The organism is Amycolatopsis sp. NPDC104775 (assembly GCF_055583325.1).
In genome coordinates this window covers 161,372-176,179 of record NZ_JBVJOE010000010.1, presented here as the reverse complement: position 1 = coordinate 176,179, position 14,808 = coordinate 161,372, and the positions used below count along the sequence as shown (strand labels likewise).

12 protein-coding genes are annotated in these 14,808 nt (G+C 69.2%); 5 read left to right on the top strand and 7 right to left on the bottom strand.

Annotated features, from left to right (window positions below; all coding sequences use genetic code 11):
• Nucleotides 1–59: 59 nt before the first annotated feature.
• Complete coding sequence (locus tag ACZ63D_RS35060) at nucleotides 60–902, top strand: SCO6745 family protein (protein ID WP_465358625.1); 843 nt, start codon at nucleotides 60–62, stop codon at nucleotides 900–902.
• Between the two features lie 109 nt (nucleotides 903–1,011).
• On the opposite strand, the gene ACZ63D_RS35055 is transcribed toward ACZ63D_RS35060, so the two are convergent.
• The 4 genes from ACZ63D_RS35055 to ACZ63D_RS35040 form a co-directional block, all read right to left on the bottom strand.
• Nucleotides 1,012–1,491: a hypothetical protein gene (locus ACZ63D_RS35055; RefSeq protein ID WP_465358624.1), complete on the bottom strand. Its 480-nt coding sequence runs from the start codon at nucleotides 1,489–1,491 to the stop codon at nucleotides 1,012–1,014.
• A 397-nt stretch (nucleotides 1,492–1,888) separates the two neighbouring features.
• Nucleotides 1,889–2,305: a VOC family protein gene (locus ACZ63D_RS35050; RefSeq protein WP_465358623.1), complete on the bottom strand. Its 417-nt coding sequence runs from the start codon at nucleotides 2,303–2,305 to the stop codon at nucleotides 1,889–1,891.
• 33 nt (nucleotides 2,306–2,338) lie between these two features.
• Nucleotides 2,339–3,625, bottom strand: a complete 1,287-nt coding sequence (locus ACZ63D_RS35045) for a GGDEF domain-containing protein (RefSeq protein ID WP_465358622.1) — start codon at nucleotides 3,623–3,625, stop codon at nucleotides 2,339–2,341.
• A gap of 1,455 nt (nucleotides 3,626–5,080) precedes the next feature.
• Complete coding sequence (locus tag ACZ63D_RS35040; RefSeq protein WP_465358621.1) at nucleotides 5,081–6,331, bottom strand: MFS transporter; 1,251 nt, start codon at nucleotides 6,329–6,331, stop codon at nucleotides 5,081–5,083.
• Nucleotides 6,332–6,467: 136 nt separating this feature from the next.
• Between ACZ63D_RS35040 and ACZ63D_RS35035 the strand changes: the two genes are divergently transcribed.
• Nucleotides 6,468–7,964, top strand: coding sequence for a serine/threonine-protein kinase (locus ACZ63D_RS35035; protein WP_465358620.1), 1,497 nt, complete (start codon nucleotides 6,468–6,470; stop codon nucleotides 7,962–7,964).
• Here ACZ63D_RS35035 and ACZ63D_RS35030 read toward each other — a convergent pair.
• A complete protein-coding gene (locus ACZ63D_RS35030) occupies nucleotides 7,961–8,539 on the bottom strand; it encodes an HAD family hydrolase (RefSeq protein ID WP_465358619.1) in 579 nt (192 codons plus the stop codon). The two genes, ACZ63D_RS35035 and ACZ63D_RS35030, sit on opposite strands and share 4 nt — an antisense overlap.
• A 98-nt stretch (nucleotides 8,540–8,637) precedes the next feature.
• Here ACZ63D_RS35030 and dinB point away from each other — a divergent pair, with 98 nt between their 5' ends.
• On the top strand, nucleotides 8,638–9,855 hold the full coding sequence (dinB, locus tag ACZ63D_RS35025; protein ID WP_465358618.1) for a DNA polymerase IV: 1,218 nt from the start codon (nucleotides 8,638–8,640) through the stop codon (nucleotides 9,853–9,855).
• 720 nt (nucleotides 9,856–10,575) lie between these two features.
• Here dinB and ACZ63D_RS35020 read toward each other — a convergent pair.
• Nucleotides 10,576–11,346 carry a TetR/AcrR family transcriptional regulator gene (locus tag ACZ63D_RS35020; protein ID WP_465358617.1) on the bottom strand — a complete coding sequence of 257 codons (771 nt, stop codon included), beginning with the start codon at nucleotides 11,344–11,346 and terminating at the stop codon, nucleotides 10,576–10,578.
• A 61-nt stretch (nucleotides 11,347–11,407) separates the two neighbouring features.
• On the opposite strand from ACZ63D_RS35020, the gene ACZ63D_RS35015 reads away from it, so the two are divergent.
• Nucleotides 11,408–12,211 carry an ABC transporter ATP-binding protein gene (locus ACZ63D_RS35015; protein ID WP_465358616.1) on the top strand — a complete coding sequence of 268 codons (804 nt, stop codon included), beginning with the start codon at nucleotides 11,408–11,410 and terminating at the stop codon, nucleotides 12,209–12,211.
• A 106-nt stretch (nucleotides 12,212–12,317) separates the two neighbouring features.
• Nucleotides 12,318–13,115: an ABC transporter permease gene (locus tag ACZ63D_RS35010; RefSeq protein ID WP_465358615.1), complete on the top strand. Its 798-nt coding sequence runs from the start codon at nucleotides 12,318–12,320 to the stop codon at nucleotides 13,113–13,115.
• Nucleotides 13,116–13,174: 59 nt separating this feature from the next.
• Here the strand turns inward: ACZ63D_RS35010 and ACZ63D_RS35005 are convergent, their stop codons facing one another.
• Entirely contained in the window at nucleotides 13,175–14,566 is a 1,392-nt protein-coding gene (locus ACZ63D_RS35005) for a sugar porter family MFS transporter (protein ID WP_465358614.1), read from the bottom strand.
• Nucleotides 14,567–14,808 lie beyond the last annotated feature (242 nt).

The window sequence follows — 14,808 nt, the reverse complement described above, 5'->3', positions numbered from 1 at the left end:
GGGCGGCGGGCTTTTTCGCGCGGCGGTTTTTGTCGTACCCGGGGCCTAGAGTCGCTTGCATGAAGCCGAACCCGGCCCGAAACCTCTGGACAGCCATCGAACCCTTGCACGCAGTCGTCTACTTCGCCCCGGAACCCGCCGCGGCGGCGAAAGACGTGGGTCTGCGCGGCTGGTGGATGGGCTACTTCGCGGGCCGGGCGGCGCCACTCGGCCCGATCGGCCCGGAACCGGTCACGTCGATGTTCTTCGGGTTCGCGCCGCGGATGGTCGTGCGAGCGCTGCCCGACGCGTGGACGTTCGCGTCTCCGGACGACGTGCTGCGCACCCGGGTGGAAGCGGTCGAGGCGGCGTTGGCGCGGCTGCTCGGGCCGGACACTGTGGACGAGCTGGCCGAGTTGCTGGAACAGGCAGCCGCCGCTTGTCAGTTCGACGCGCGCCCGCTCGCCGCGGCCTGGTCCGCTGTACCGAGGCCGGACCGGCCGTTAGCCCGGTTGTGGCTGGCGACCGCGGTCCTGCGGGAACATCGCGGCGACGGCCACGTGCTGGCCGCGGCCACTTCCGGGTTGAGCGGGCTGGAAACCACCCTGACCCACATCGCCACGGGTGCCACCAACCGCGAGCAAGTCCAGCGTGCCCGAGGCTGGACCGACGAGGAATGGGCCGCGGCAACGGAAAGTCTCGTCGACCGCGGCCTGCTCGGCGCCGAAGGACTGACCCCGGCGGGCGTGGAAGTCCGGCGGAGCATTGAAGAAACCACCGACCGGCTCGCCGCTGCTCCGCTTGAGGCGCTCGGTCCGGCGGGGGTTGACCGGGTGTTGGATCTGGCGATTCCGTTGAGCCGACGGATTATTGACGAGGGAGGTGTGCCTGTCCCGAACCCCATGGGTGCGAAGCGTCCCTGAGTGTCTGCGGTGGGCGAGTCGGGTTCTTCGCGCTGGAAGGGATGCGTCGGCAACTCGCTGCCGCACTGCGACGCTGGGCGGACATTGGTGCAGTAGCGGCATGTGCGGGCTAGTGCACCGGGCGCGGTGACCGCACCGTCGCGGAGACGATCGCGGCGATCGCGGTGAGGAACGCGAAGATCACGGCCAGTCCGATCGGCACTGCGTTGCTCTTGTGGAAACCGAGCACGAAGTCGAGGTGAGCACCGAAGCTCGTGCCCGGCGGCATCGGCACCAGGACGGTCGCCACCGCGTACAGCAAGCACAGCCCGGCCAGCGTCCACGCCGCCCAGAGGTGCCGCGCGAGCAGGAAACCGGCGGGAACGACCACGGCGAACGCGGCGATGAGACCCGCGACGACGTTCAGCCACACCTGGCTCGTCCAGTGTTCGAGCGGACCGCCGAGCAAGACGTTCGCGAAGACGAACCACACCAGCGCGATCGCGGTGCAGCCCGCGAGGGCCGCCGCGACCGCACCGGCCGGGAAGTTCGCCCGGCGCCGCCGCACCGGCGCGGGGAACGGCGGAGGGAATCCATGCGGCGCGGACATCCGGTGCTCCTGACGATCTCGGGTGATGCCGAGCTTCTCAGCTTTCGACGCCGGATCTACCTGCTTGGCCGGTTCTGTCCACGGAAGGCGCCGTGCTGCCGGGGCGGAGGTGCCGCCGGTAAGTCCCATCCGTCCATGGAAGGCGCCGTGCTGCCGGGGCGGAGGTGCCGCCGGTAAGTCCCATCCGTCCACGGAAGGCGCCGTGCTGCCGGGGCGGAAGTGCTGCCGGTAAGTCCAATCCGTTCATGGAAGGCACCGTGCTGCCGGAGCGGAGCTGCCGCCGACAAGTCCGACCGCGGCGACGGGGAAGAACCTCGGCGCAGGAGGCAGGCACCGTGGATCCGGCCGCCGCGGCGGCCCGGGTGCTGCGAACCGAAGTGAGCGCCGCCGTCGTGGGTCAGCCCTTGGCCCGGGCGGAAATCTGCTGCACCGACCAGGCGTTGCCGTCGGGGTCGGAGAAGTGGATGAACCCGATGTTGTCCAGGTCTTCGAGCGCGCCGGTGCCCGGATCCGGGCCGTATAGCTGGAGTTCGCTGACGTCGACGCCGCGCGCCACCAGCTCCTCCCGCGCCTTGCGGACATCCGCGACGACCAGCTGCAACCCCTTGAGCGACCCCGGCGGCATGTCCGGAACCATGCCCTTGCCCAGGACGATCGAACAGCCCGAGCCGGGCGGGGTCAGCTGCACCAGGCGCTGTCCCGGCCCGGGGCTGATGTCGTGGTCGAGGCGGAAGCCGACCTGGTCGGCGTAGAACGCTTTCGCCCGGTCCACGTCGGTCACCGGGACGACGACGACCTCGAGAGTCCAGTCCATGCGACGAGTTCTAGCGGTGGCTTTCGGCGGCGGTCAAGCGCTCGCCAGCTCCACCCGGTTGCGGCCCGCCTGCTTGGCCCGGTACAGCGCGGCGTCGGCGGCCACCAGCACGTCGTCGACGCTGGTCAGGTGTTTCGCCGGATACATCGCACAGCCGATCGAGACAGTCAGGTCGCTGATCACCGAATCCTGGTCCGGCAGCGCGACGACCACCTGCGGGATGCGCCGCCGGATGCGGTCGGCGATGTGGCCGAGGTGCTCGGCGCTCGGGATGTCCGGCAGCGCGATCGCGAACTCCTCGCCGCCCCAGCGGCCGCACACGTCCTGCTCGCGCACCTCGTCGCGCAGCGACAGCGCGATCTCGCGCAGCACCAGGTCGCCGGTGGGATGGCCGTAGGTGTCGTTGATCGCCTTGAAATGGTCGAGGTCGAGCAGCAGCACGCCGACGCTGTCCTGGTTCGCCCGCGCGCGTTCGAGGTAGCGCTCGGCGACCGTGCGCCACCAGCGTTTGGTGGCCAGGCCGGTGGTGACGTCGGTGCGCGCGTCGCGCTGGAACTGGGTGAGCAACAGGCCGCGGTGCAGTGCCACGAGCGCGATCACGACGCCCGCCAGGATCAGCGGGTTGGCCAGCAGCAGAAGCGCCGCGGTGACCAGCCCGAGCCCGATCGCGCCCGCTTCGAGAAGCTGGTCGCCGAAGCCGGAGAACAGATCGGCGAACGACCGCGGCGGGCTCGACAGCGCGATCGCGACCATGACGAGCGCGGTGTTGATCGCCCAGCGCAGTCCGGCGGCCAGCACGAAGACGACCAGGTCGAGCAGGCCCGGACCGAAACCGTCGGCGAGGCCGCCCGGGTACTCGTGCATGCCGAGCGCGAGCACCGCGACGGCGGCTTGCGTTCCGCACAGGACGGACGCGCAGGAGAAAATCCAGCGGTGCGGCAGAACCGGCCGTTCGCGCGGCCAGATCCGCCACCACGCGACGGCGTAGGTGAGCACGACCATCGCCGACGCGAGGATCGCCGGCAGCGCGACCACCGCGGCGATGCTCCACACAGCTTTGGTGTCGACGTACGCGACGGTGGGGGCGCGGCTGTACTCGCGTTGCCGTTCGATGTGCCGGGTCGCCTCGATCGCGAGCGCCGCGCACACGGCGAGAACCCCGAAGCGGACCAGGTCGATCTGACGCACCGGTGCGAGCCACGCGGTGGCCAGCGTCGAGCCCACGGCCACGAGGTTCACCAGCAGCACGTACACGCGGACGTGCGAGGGCAACCGCCATAGGCGCCAGCCTGTGAACCACCCGGCAACTCGTCCGCGCACTCTTCACCTCACCCGATTGGCTTCTACGGTAAACGACGAGGCGCGTTGTGTGCTGCCTGTCGTCCGGACTCTGGGAAGCGCCGGGGCGATTTCGCCCGGACAGCCCAGCGCCCGACGGCCGGCGAGGGGAGGTGGCCACTGTGAGTAGTGGCCAGCCGCTCCAAATCCGGGCCGGACCAGGGAATCCACGAGGGTCCCCTGTGGACCCCCATCGCCACTTTCGGTGACCGGCATCCCGGCGATGACGTGCGAAAACCGCCGAAGGCGCGACTCTGAAACGGAGGTGACGACGGTGCGCGACAACAACTGGACGGCTCGTCGGTGAGCCAGGTCTCCGTCGTGGTCTCGACCCGAGGTCGAGAGTTCGGTCTCCGCAAGCGAGAGGAGGTGCCCACAGTGCGGGACAACAACTGGTGAACGGGGCTGGCCCGGGAATCCGGGACGCGGAATGGGAGCGGAAAGGCAACGGAAGGAGACGGGATGCGCGACAACAACTGGATGTGGTGAACCGTCGTTAACCACTGACTTCGGTTCGGGAAGGAGCTGCCGCCGTGCGCGACAACAACTGGGCTCGCTGAGCCTTCGACGGCCACTTGACCTCGACTCGCGAAAGGAGCCGCTGCCGTGCGTGACAACAACTGGACCCGTTGAGGGGCGTCGAGAACTGCCCGTCGAGCTGCGAAGGGAGATGCCGCGATGCGGGACAACAACTGGACTTGCTGATCTTCGTAACCACCTGCCGTCATTCCGTGAAGGGAGTCGCGATGCGCGACAACAACTGGAGCCGTTGAGCCCCGCCGACCATCGCCCGTCGAGCCGTGAAAGGAGCTGCCGCGATGCGCGACAACAACTGGACTCGCTGACCACCGCCCGCCAGCTCGTGGAAAGGAGCCGTCGCCCGTGCGTGACAGCAACTGGAGCCGTTGAGCCACACCGACCATCGCCCGTCGAGCCGTGAAGGGAGCTGCCGCGATGCGTGACAACAACTGGACTCGCTGACCCTCGTCAACCACCGCCCGCCGAGGCACGAAGGGAGCCCTCGCAATGCGTGCCAACAACTGGTCCCGCTGAACTCCGCCGATCACCGTTCGTCGAGCTGCGAAGGGAGTCGCTGCGATGCGCGACAACAACTGGACCCGTTGAAGCCTGTCAACCACCGCCCGTCGAGTTGCGAAGGGAGGCCTCGCGGTGTGCGACAACAACTGGTCCCGCTGAGCCCCGTCAACCACCCGCCGTCGAGGCACGAAGGGAGTCGCTGCGATGCGTGACAACAACTGGTCCCGCTGACCCCCGTCAACCACCCACCACCGAGGCACGAAAGGAGCCCTCGCGATGCGCGACAACAACTGGACCCGCTAACACCCCCCCAGCCCGCCCCACGAGGAGGTGAGAGGGCATGCGTGACAACAACTGGACGTGACCCGAACCAATCCCGCGGCGCAGCCGTCCCGCGGATCACGGCGCGGGAGGTGGCGTGGCCCCGTCGAGGGGGGTTCGGCGGGGCCGCACCGCGTGGTCCGTTCGCACCGCTCGCGTCCACGCGATCCCGGCCACCGCGGCGCATCCGGCCCCGGCGACGGCGGCGATCGCGACCACCGTCGTCGGTGCGAAGGCCAGGGCCAGCGCGCCCGCGGCGGCGATCGTCAGGCCCTGCGCCGCCCGCAGCGCCGCGATCGCGACTCCGATCACCTGGCCGCGCTGTTCCGGCGGCGCGGCGAGGCTGTACTGCACCTGCGTGATCAAATCGTGCGCGGAGAACATCCCGGACACCGTCCAGATGGCCACGACCACCGGCAACGCGGGCGTCCAGCCGGTCGGCAGCAGCACGAGACTGCTCGCCACCGCGAGCGGGCCCAGCCACCGCACCTGCCGTGCCCGCGGCAACCGGCTGATCAGCAACGCGCCGAGCAGTGTCCCGACCGGGTTCGCCACCAGCAGCCAGCCGAGCACGCCGGTGCCGCCGAGTTGTGCGGCCACCGGCACCGCCAAGCCTTCCGGCACCACGTAAAAGCCGCAACAACAGGCGATCGCCAGCAGCGAGCGCAGTTTCCGGTCCCGCGCGACAAGGCGGCAACCGGCCTTCAACGTCGCCCAGTGTGGCGCGTGTTCGGTCACCTTCGAGACCGGATACAGCCGTAATCCCCAGCGCAAGGCGGCTGCCGAGACCGCGAACGTCACCGCGTCCGCCCATAGCGCACCCGAAACTCCGAGCCAGGCGACTACCGCGGCGCCCGCGCCGAAGCCGATCACCAGCGCGGCCTGGTAGGTCGAGGAGAGAATCGCTTGGCCGGTCGCCAGTTTCTCTTCGCCCAGAAGGTCCGGCAGGACCGCTTGCCGCGCCGCCTGAAACGGTCCGGCCGCGAGTTGCACGACGATGAGCAATCCCGCGGCGATCGGCCAAGGCATGCCAGGGATCGCCATCAGCGCGACCAGCAATGCGCGCACGACATCTGCGACCACGAGCACGGTCCGGCGCGGGAAGCGGTCGGCGAGTCCGCCGAGTGCGCCGCCGAGGAGATCCGGCAAATAGGTGAGCGCGTACGTCCCAGCGGCCCAGCCCGCGGACGCCGTTCGGTTGAATACCAACACAGTCAGCGCGACTCGCGCTAATTGGTCACCTGCCACCGACAGCACGTGCGCGAGCCAAAGCGCACGAAATTCGCCCATCCGGAACACGCTCCGGAAGGACGGCGCTGGCGTGGACATGTGCTCACCCTGTCGTGACTCGGCCACCCGGAGCAACCCCGGCCGGACGCGGGTGGGTCGCGGATCAGGCTCCGGCCGTCCGTGGAAAACTGGGTGATCGCCGTCCGTGGATGATGTCGCACCGAAGGGTTTTCCGTTGACCGAGGAGAGCCGGCAGGTCGCCGGTCGCTACGAGCTCGTCGAACTGATCGGCAGCGGCGCGATGGGGATGGTCTGGCGCGGGGAGGACAAGATCCTCGGCCGCGTCGTCGCGGTCAAGGAACTCCTCATGCCCGTGAACCAGGGCGAGGACAAGGTCGAGGAAGCCCGCAACCGCGCCATGCGCGAGGCCCGCATCGCCGCCCGGCTGCAGCATCCGAACGCCATCTCGGTGTTCAACGTGGTCGAGCACGAGGATCGGCCGTGGCTGATCATGGAGTACCTGCCCTCGCGCAGCCTCGCGGTGAAACTGCGCGAGGACGGCCCGCTGACCGTCGACGAGGCGATCCCGTTCGCGGTGCAGCTGGCGGGTGTGCTCGCCGCCGCGCACCGGGCGGGCATCGTGCACCGCGACGTCAAACCGGGCAACGTCCTGCTCGGCGACGACGGCAGCACGGTCAAGGTGACCGACTTCGGCATTTCCCGCGCGGTCGGCGACGTCACGCTCACCGCGACCGGCGAAATCTCCGGCACGCCCGCGTTCCTCGCGCCCGAGGTCGCCCGCGGCGAGGAAGCGACGTTCGCCTCCGACGTCTTCGCCCTCGGCGCGACGCTGTACATGGCGGTGGAGGGCGATCCGCCGTTCGGCACCGCGGACAACGCGATCGCCCTGCTGTACCGGGTTTCCAGCGGTTCGATCAACCCGCCGAAACAGGCCGGGAAGCTGGAGCCGTTGCTGCTGAAACTGCTGGAACTCAAACCAGAGGACCGGCCGTCGATGGCCGAGGTCGTCGAGGAACTGCGCAAGCTCGACGGAGGCGTCACCCCGGTCGCGGCCGTTCCGGAACCGCTGACGCTGCCGGAAGCCAAGCCGCCGGTCGTGCCCACCACGGTCGCGGTTCCGGCCTCGGGTGCGGCCGCCGCGCCGCCCGCGGGGTCGGACCGAAGACGCCGCGGAATGATTTTCGCCGGGGCGGGCGCGCTGCTCGTCGTGATCGCCGTGATCGTCACTGTCGTCCTCACCCGCAACCACGGGGAGGAAAGCCCGGCCGCGAACCCGCCGCCGGCCCCCGCGAGTTCCGCGTCTTCCAGCGCGCCGGCGCCGTCGTCCGCTTCGCAGCCGTCATCGTCGACGCAGTCGTCGCCTCCGCCTTCGTCGAGCACCGCTCCGCCGTCCAGTTCCGCGGCGAACTCGCCGGACGCGATGGCGGCCGCGCTGCGCACCTACTTCTCGTACCTGCCGAACAATCTGGAGAGCGGCTGGGCGATGCTCAGCGACGGGTTCCGGGCTACGAAAAAGCAGACTTTCGACCGGTACAAGTCGTGGTGGAGCCAGTTCAGTTCGGTGACCGCGAACGACGTCCAGGTCACCGGCGACAACACGCTCAGCGCGAAAATCACCTACCACCGCGCCAGTGGCGGCACGACGACTGAGTCGCACCGCTACACGATGTCGCAGCGCAACGGCACCTGGCAGATCGACACGGAGAGCTAGCTCTCGAGCAGCAACGCGATCGCGGCGGCGGTGTCGCGGTCACGGCCGACCCGCACGGTGCGCAATCCGGCGGACCGTGCGGGTTCGACGTTCGCGCCGACCAGCCAGGCGTCGTCCAGCGTGGTCTCGCAGCGTTCGGCGGCGAGCGCGAACCGCTTCGGGTCTGATGTGGACAGTCCGTCCGGGCCGGCGAGCGCCCAGCCGTCCACGAGCCCGGCGATTCCGGTGCACAGCAGGGTGGACAGCTGCGGTTCGCCCTCGCCCAGTACGCCGATCCGCCAGCCCGCCGCGCGCAGCCGGGGCAATCCGGTCAGCACGCCGGGCATCGCCGGGACGAGCGCTGGATGCCGTTCGCGGTAGGCGTCTTCGAGGTCGGTTTCGGGCAGGCCGAAGCGCTCGCGAAGGTTCTTGAAGAACGTCGCCCGGTCGGCGCGGCCTCGGTCGTCGGCGGCGATCAGCCATTCGGCGTCCGCTTCGGCGAGCCGGTGTTCCGCGCAGAACTCCCACACCCAGCGGCGGAATCCCTCCGCGCGATCGACGAGCGTGGTGTCGAGGTCGAACAGGACGAGCCGCACGGGGGAGAGATTAGCGTGTCCGGTCGAGGCTCCGGGAGATTTTTCTACTCCGTTCGAGTGAACGGAGCCCGGTTTTTGTCGGGGTTCGATGCGAACATATGTTCGTGACGAGCGAAGGACCGATCCTCCACGCCGACCTCGACGCGTTCTACGCCTCGGTCGAGCAGCGCGACGATCCCCGGCTGCGCGGCAGGCCGGTGATCGTGGGCGGTGGCGTGGTGCTGGCCGCGAGCTACGAGGCCAAGGCGTTGGGCGTGCGCACCGCGATGGGCGGGGCGCAGGCCAGGCGGTTGTGCCCGCATGCCGTGGTGGTGCCGCCGCGGATGTCGGTCTACAGCGCGGCGAGCAAGGCGGTGTTCGAGGTGTTCCGGCAGACGACGCCGGCGGTGGAAGGAGTGTCGATCGACGAAGCTTTCCTGGATGTCGGCGGTCTGCGGCGGATCGCCGGGCGTCCGTCGGAGATCGCGGTGCGCTTGCGCGCGGAGGTGCTGGCGCAGGTCGGCTTGCCGATCACGGTAGGGGTGGCGCGCACGAAGTTTCTCGCGAAGGTGGCGAGCGGCGTCGCGAAACCGGACGGCCTGCTGGTGGTGCCGCCGGAGCGCGAGCTGGAATTCCTGCATCCGCTGCCGGTGGAGCGATTGTGGGGAGTGGGGAAGGTGACGTCGGCGAAGCTGCGGGAGCGCGGCGTCCGTACTGTGCGCGAGGTCGCCGAACTGCCCGAGGCCGCGTTGATCTCCATGCTGGGCCCAGGCACCGGACGGCACCTGCACGCCTTGGCGCACGGCCGCGACCCGCGCGCGGTGCAGCCAGGCAAACGCCGCCGCTCGATCGGCTCGCAACGCGCACTGGGCCGTCGCGCACGGTCTCCGGCCGAGCTGGACGAGATCGTGGTGTCCATTGTGGACCGATTGGCGCGTCGGCTGCGCGGCGCGTCGCGGGTCTGCCGGACGGTGGTGCTGCGCATGCGCTTCGCGGACTTCACCCGCGCGACGAGGTCGCACACGCTCGCCGACAGCACCGATCACACGGAGACCCTGCTGTGCGCGGCCCGCGGTCTGCTGGCCGCGGCGCAACCGCTGGTGTACGACCGGGGTTTGACGTTGCTGGGGCTGTCGTTCTCGAATCTCGACAGCCGTGGTGCGGTGCAGTTGGCGTTGCCGTTGGATCAACCGTCGAGTCCGGCGATGTCCGCGGAGGCTACTGCGTTGGACTCGGCGGTGGATGCGTTGCGCGATCGCTTCGGAGCGGCGGCGTTGACTCGGGCGGCGTTGCTGAGTCATGAGGCGGGGATGGAGATGCCTATGCTGCCGGATTGATTAAGCCAGGTGGGGCTGCAGTGTGCTTGGCTGATCCTTGCGGGTGCGCGGGTGCGCGGGTGCGCGGGTGCGCGGGTGCGCGGGTGCGCGGGTGCGCGGGTGCGCGGGTGCGCGGGTGCGCGGGTGCGCGGGTGCGCGGGGAGCCGGAGAGCCGGGTCCGGGGCGCCCTCTATCCGCTACCGCGGTTGTGCGGCGCTGTACAACTCTCGGGCCATCTTCCGCAGCGGGCCGCGGCAGGATTCGAGGTTGCTGTCGGGTTTCGCCGGTGTGTAGTGGGTCTGAAACATCGCGTTGCGGTCCGCACTTCGCCGAGTCATCGCCGGGAAGCCAATGCGCCTTTCTCCGAAGGAGAGGCCGACAGCGCCAACGTCCTTGCTCAACGCGAGGTGCCGACGAAAGTGCTGTGGGCGTGTTGATTCCCCGGTACTTCCGGGCCCGGGCCGCGAACCCGGCGCAGCTGGCGAAGTTGGCGTCACCGTACCTGCCTGGCGTCGCTTCCGGAGTATTGCGAGGCGGGCCCGCGAGGAACGAGCCGAGGTCGATCAGCCAGATGTGCAAGAGCGCGGTCGCCGCGACGGCTACGCAGATCCCGGCCCTAGCGCGATCCGGGCGCCCTCGCCGCATTTTTCCCTGGGACGAGGGCGGAATTGCGCGGCAGGGGGCGAGGCGGGGGATCACATTGCGTGACGCTCGCCGGGGCGATGGCCGGGCAGAAACCAGCTACCCAGCCGATCGGTCGACCAGGGCGGCGATGCCCTCGATCAGCCGGTCCAACCCGAACGCGTATTCGTGGTCGAGGCTGTACGGAGCCTGATGGGTTTGCCCGGCAGCGGTGCCGACCCGATCCGCTACCGGGAAACGCCGTGGTTCGTAGACCTTCGCCAGTGCGGGGGCGGTCGCGGCCCACCATTGCTGGTCAGTCATCCCGGTTTGCCGCACGACTCGCGCGGCCTCGACCTTGCGTCGCGCCAGGCCCTCGACGTGGGTGGTCACCAGGGTGATCGTCGAGTCCATTTCCACGTCCGTCAGGCCGATGCCGTCGATGACAGCCAGTTCCAGGTCGTACTTCGCGAGCGCGTGCGGGCCAAGGGTCGGGCGGCCGGCGAAGACCTGCAGCAGCCACGGATGCCGCAGGTACATCGCCCAGTTCACCGCGGCGACACGGCGGAGACCGTCGCGCCAGTCGTCGGCGTCGATCTCGGACAGTTCGGCTACTGCTTCGCCGTAGACCGCGTCGACCATCGCTTCGACCAGTTCCGCGCGCGACGAAACGTAGGTGTAGAGCGACATCGTCCCGACGCCCAGCGACTCCGCTACCCGGCGCATCGACAGCGTCGCCAGGTCTTGTTCGGCATCGGCGACCTCGACCGCAGCGTCGATGATCCGGGCCGGGGTCAGTCCGTGCTTCGGGCCGCGTCGCGGCAGCTGGCGGGTGCCCCACAGCAGCGCGATCGTCGCGGCGGGGTCTCCGTTGTTGCCGTCAGTCGTCACGTGACCAGCATAGGAACTTTACTCCGTATGCAATACGGAGTTGTGTGCTAATCTTCTTCGTATGGCATACGGAGTAGGTGGGCGAGAGGGCATCTGGGCGAGCGGGGTCCGGAAGACTTACGGCGATCAGACGGCGTTGGAAGGGTTTGACCTGCAGGTGGAGCCGGGGACGGTGTGCGGTCTCCTTGGTCCTAACGGCGCGGGCAAGACGACCGCGGTCCGGATTCTGACCACTTTGCTGCGTCCGGACGCCGGCGAGGTGCGGGTCGCCGGTTGCGACGCGGTCGCCGACCCGGGCGAGGTGCGGCGGCGGATCGGGCTGGTCGGGCAGAACGCCTCGGTGGACGAGATCCTGACCGGCAGGCAGAACCTGGAACTGTTCGGCAGGCTCGGCGGATTGCGGTCGCGGGCGGCCCGCACGCGAGCGACGGAACTGCTGGAGCGGTTCGGTCTCGCCGAAGCGGCGGGCCGGTCCGTCGCCGGTTACTCCGGCGGCATGCGGCGCAAACTGGATCTGGCCGCCGGGCTCCTGCTGAACCCGGCGGTGCTCTTTCTCGACGAGCCCACGACCGGGCTCGACCCGGCCGCTCGCATCGACGTCTGGGCGGACGTCCGGGCGCTGGCGGGAACTGGCACCACGGTTCTCCTGACCACGCAGTACCTGGAGGAGGCCGACCAGCTCGCCGATCGGATCGCGGTCCTCGACGGGGGCCGGATCGTCGCCGCGGGCACGCCGGACGAGCTGAAGGCGAAGGTCGGGCCGGACTGGGTCGAGACGGTCGTCCGCAAGCCGACGCTCGACGAGGTCTTCCTGCACCTGACCGGCCACGCCCGCACGCCTGACGCGACGGGGGCGGCGCGATGAAGGAGTTCGTGGGAGGAACGGCAAATCGTCAGCGGAGACAGCGCTGGACGGCTCGGCTCAACTCGGCCGTCGCACCGAAAATCCCGTCCATCTCCGAGGAGGTTCGATGACCACTGTCAGCACAGCCGGGCACGTGTCCTGGCTGACGCACACCGCCGTCCTGACCCGGCGCATCCTGGTGCACTGGAAGCAACGTCCGGTCTCGATCGCGGTCACGTTGCTGTTCCCGGTTCTGATCGTGGTGATGTTCGGACAGCTTTTCGGCGGTGCGATGGCCATCCGGGACGGGTCGTACATCGACTTCCTCATCCCCGGCATGCTCGCGATGACCATGCTGTTCGGGCTGGAATCCACCGTCCTCGCGGTGACCTCCGACGCGGCGAAGGGCGTCACCGAACGGATCCGCGCGATGCCGGTCAGCGGGCTCGCGGTGCTGACCGGCCGCTGTCTCGCCGATCTGATCAGCGCGGTCGCCGGGCTCGCCGTGATGATGGGGGCCGGATTGCTCCTGGGGTGGCGTCCGCAGCAGGCGTCTGTACTGGGCGCGGTCGGGCTGCTGTTGTGGTTGCGGTTCGCGTTCGTCTGGGTCGGGATTTACCTCGGACTGGTACTGAAAACCCCGGAGTCGGCGGTCTCGGTGCAGGTGCTGGTGTGGCCGGTCGGATTCCTGTCCGGAGTCTTCGTTTCCCCGGACACCATGCCCGGTTGGCTGAGCGCCATCGCGACCTGGAACCCGCTCACCGCGACCGCCGGGGCGGTTCGCGAGCTGGCGGGTAATCCCGCGTGGGCCGCGAATGGCTGGGCGGCGGAGCACGCGGTACTGCTCGCGGCGGGCTGGCCCGCGGTGCTGACCGCGGTGTTCCTGCCGCTCGCCGTCCGGCAGTACCGCCTGCTGGGCCGGTAAAAAACAGCCGGGCGGCAAGGGAAACCCCTTGCCGCCCGGCCGTACCCCAAGAGGGAAATTCAGGCGCGTGCCTTCGAATGCGTCCGCCCGCGCAGGTCGAGTTCGATTTCCTCCAGTGTCCGGCCCTTGGTTTCCGGGACGAGCCACTTCGTGAGGAAGAACAGGACTACGTTGATGCCCGCGAACAGGAACATCGAGCCGCCGAGGCCGAGGGCTCCTGGGTCGGAGATGATGGGGAACACGGCGCTGATGATGCCGGTCGCGGCCCACAGCACGACGCTGCTCACGCCCATGCCCGCGGCGCGGACCTTGAGCGGGAAGACCTCGGCCATCATGACCCACACGACCGCGCCCCAGCCCAGTTCGTAGCCGACCAGGTACAGCACCATCGCGACCAGCATCAGGATGCCCTTGGTCGCCGTGTCGTGGACCTCCAGCACGATGAAACCGGCCGCGACCAAGGTGATCACCATCAGCACGTTGCCGATCAGCAGCAGCGGTTTGCGGCCCCACCGGTCGACCACGAACACGACCCACGCGGTGAACAGGAACTTGGTCACGCCCAGCAGCACGCCGGACAGCAGCGCCGCCTGGGTCGCGAAACCGAGGCCGATCAGCATGGTCGGGAAGTACGCGTTCACCGCGTTCACGCCGCTGAACTGCTGGCCGATCGCGAGCAGCAGGGCCACCACGAGCATCGGCCGCACGGTCGGGGTCAGCAGGTCGCGGAAGCGGGTCTTCGCCGATTCCGAGTCGAGCCGGATCACCTCGCGGATCGTGCCGATCTCGTCGTCGACGTTCACGCCGCCGCCGTGCGAGCTGAGCAGGACCGCGCGCGCCTGGTCCTCGTGGCCGTTCGCGACGAGCCAGCGCGGGGTTTCGGGCAGGAACACCAAGCCCGCCAGCAGGATCACCGCGGGCACGATCGCGCCGGCGAACATCAGCCGCCAGTTGCCCGACGTGCCGAGGCCGTAGCTGACCAGGAACGCGATCAGGATGCCGAGCACGATGAAGATCTGGTTCAGCGCGCCCATCGCCCCGCGCAGCCGGGCCGGGGCGAGTTCCGACAGATACGTCGGGACCGTCGAGGACGAAAGGCCGATTCCCACGCCGATGATGAGCCGGGAAATGATCAGCAGCGCGAAGGTCGGCGAAAACGTGGCCGCGAGCGTGCCGACGATGACGACCACGGCGGCCGTCATGATCGTCCGGCGGCGGCCGAGCCTTTCGTTGAGCCGCGAGGAGAAACTCGCGCCGACGATCGCGCCGACCGAAATGCTCGCGGTGATGACGCCCTTGTCCCATCCGGACAGGCCCCAGAGTTTCCCGATGAACGGCAACACCCCGGAAATGACGCCGAGGTCGTAACCGAACAGGATGCCGCCGAGGGCACCGAAGAAATACAGCGTCGTTCTGCCGATGGGCCGCCGCGCCGCGGCTGTCTGTGTCATTGCCGAGCCGTCTCTTTCCGGGATGGCCGGCCGGTCCTGGTCCGCTGCCCGAGGTCAGCGCCGTCCTGGCCGGACGAAATGGGGGTCGAGGGGACAAGGACTGCCGGACTGGTCCAGCACTGCGGGACAGCTGAATCCGCCGCCGCGCAACGCCTTTCCTCGCCGCGCGCCGGTCCAGCTGTCTCCGGTTCGAACTTCGCCGTACACAGTCACACGCTGGTCACCGGCGGGCAAGACGCGGG

What these genes read in the sequence shown, in the direction of transcription:
- ACZ63D_RS35015 (WP_465358616.1), top strand. Translation starts at nt 11,408, where the DNA reads ATGGCATACGGAGTAGGTGGGCGAGAGGGCATCTGGGCGAGCGGGGTC.
- ACZ63D_RS35040 (WP_465358621.1), bottom strand. Translation starts at nt 6,331, where the DNA reads ATGTCCACGCCAGCGCCGTCCTTCCGGAGCGTGTTCCGGATGGGCGAA.
- dinB (WP_465358618.1), top strand. Translation starts at nt 8,638, where the DNA reads ATGTTCGTGACGAGCGAAGGACCGATCCTCCACGCCGACCTCGACGCG.
- ACZ63D_RS35055 (WP_465358624.1), bottom strand. Translation starts at nt 1,491, where the DNA reads ATGTCCGCGCCGCATGGATTCCCTCCGCCGTTCCCCGCGCCGGTGCGG.
- ACZ63D_RS35050 (WP_465358623.1), bottom strand. Translation starts at nt 2,305, where the DNA reads ATGGACTGGACTCTCGAGGTCGTCGTCGTCCCGGTGACCGACGTGGAC.
- ACZ63D_RS35060 (WP_465358625.1), top strand. Translation starts at nt 60, where the DNA reads ATGAAGCCGAACCCGGCCCGAAACCTCTGGACAGCCATCGAACCCTTG.
- ACZ63D_RS35010 (WP_465358615.1), top strand. Translation starts at nt 12,318, where the DNA reads ATGACCACTGTCAGCACAGCCGGGCACGTGTCCTGGCTGACGCACACC.
- ACZ63D_RS35005 (WP_465358614.1), bottom strand. Translation starts at nt 14,566, where the DNA reads ATGACACAGACAGCCGCGGCGCGGCGGCCCATCGGCAGAACGACGCTG.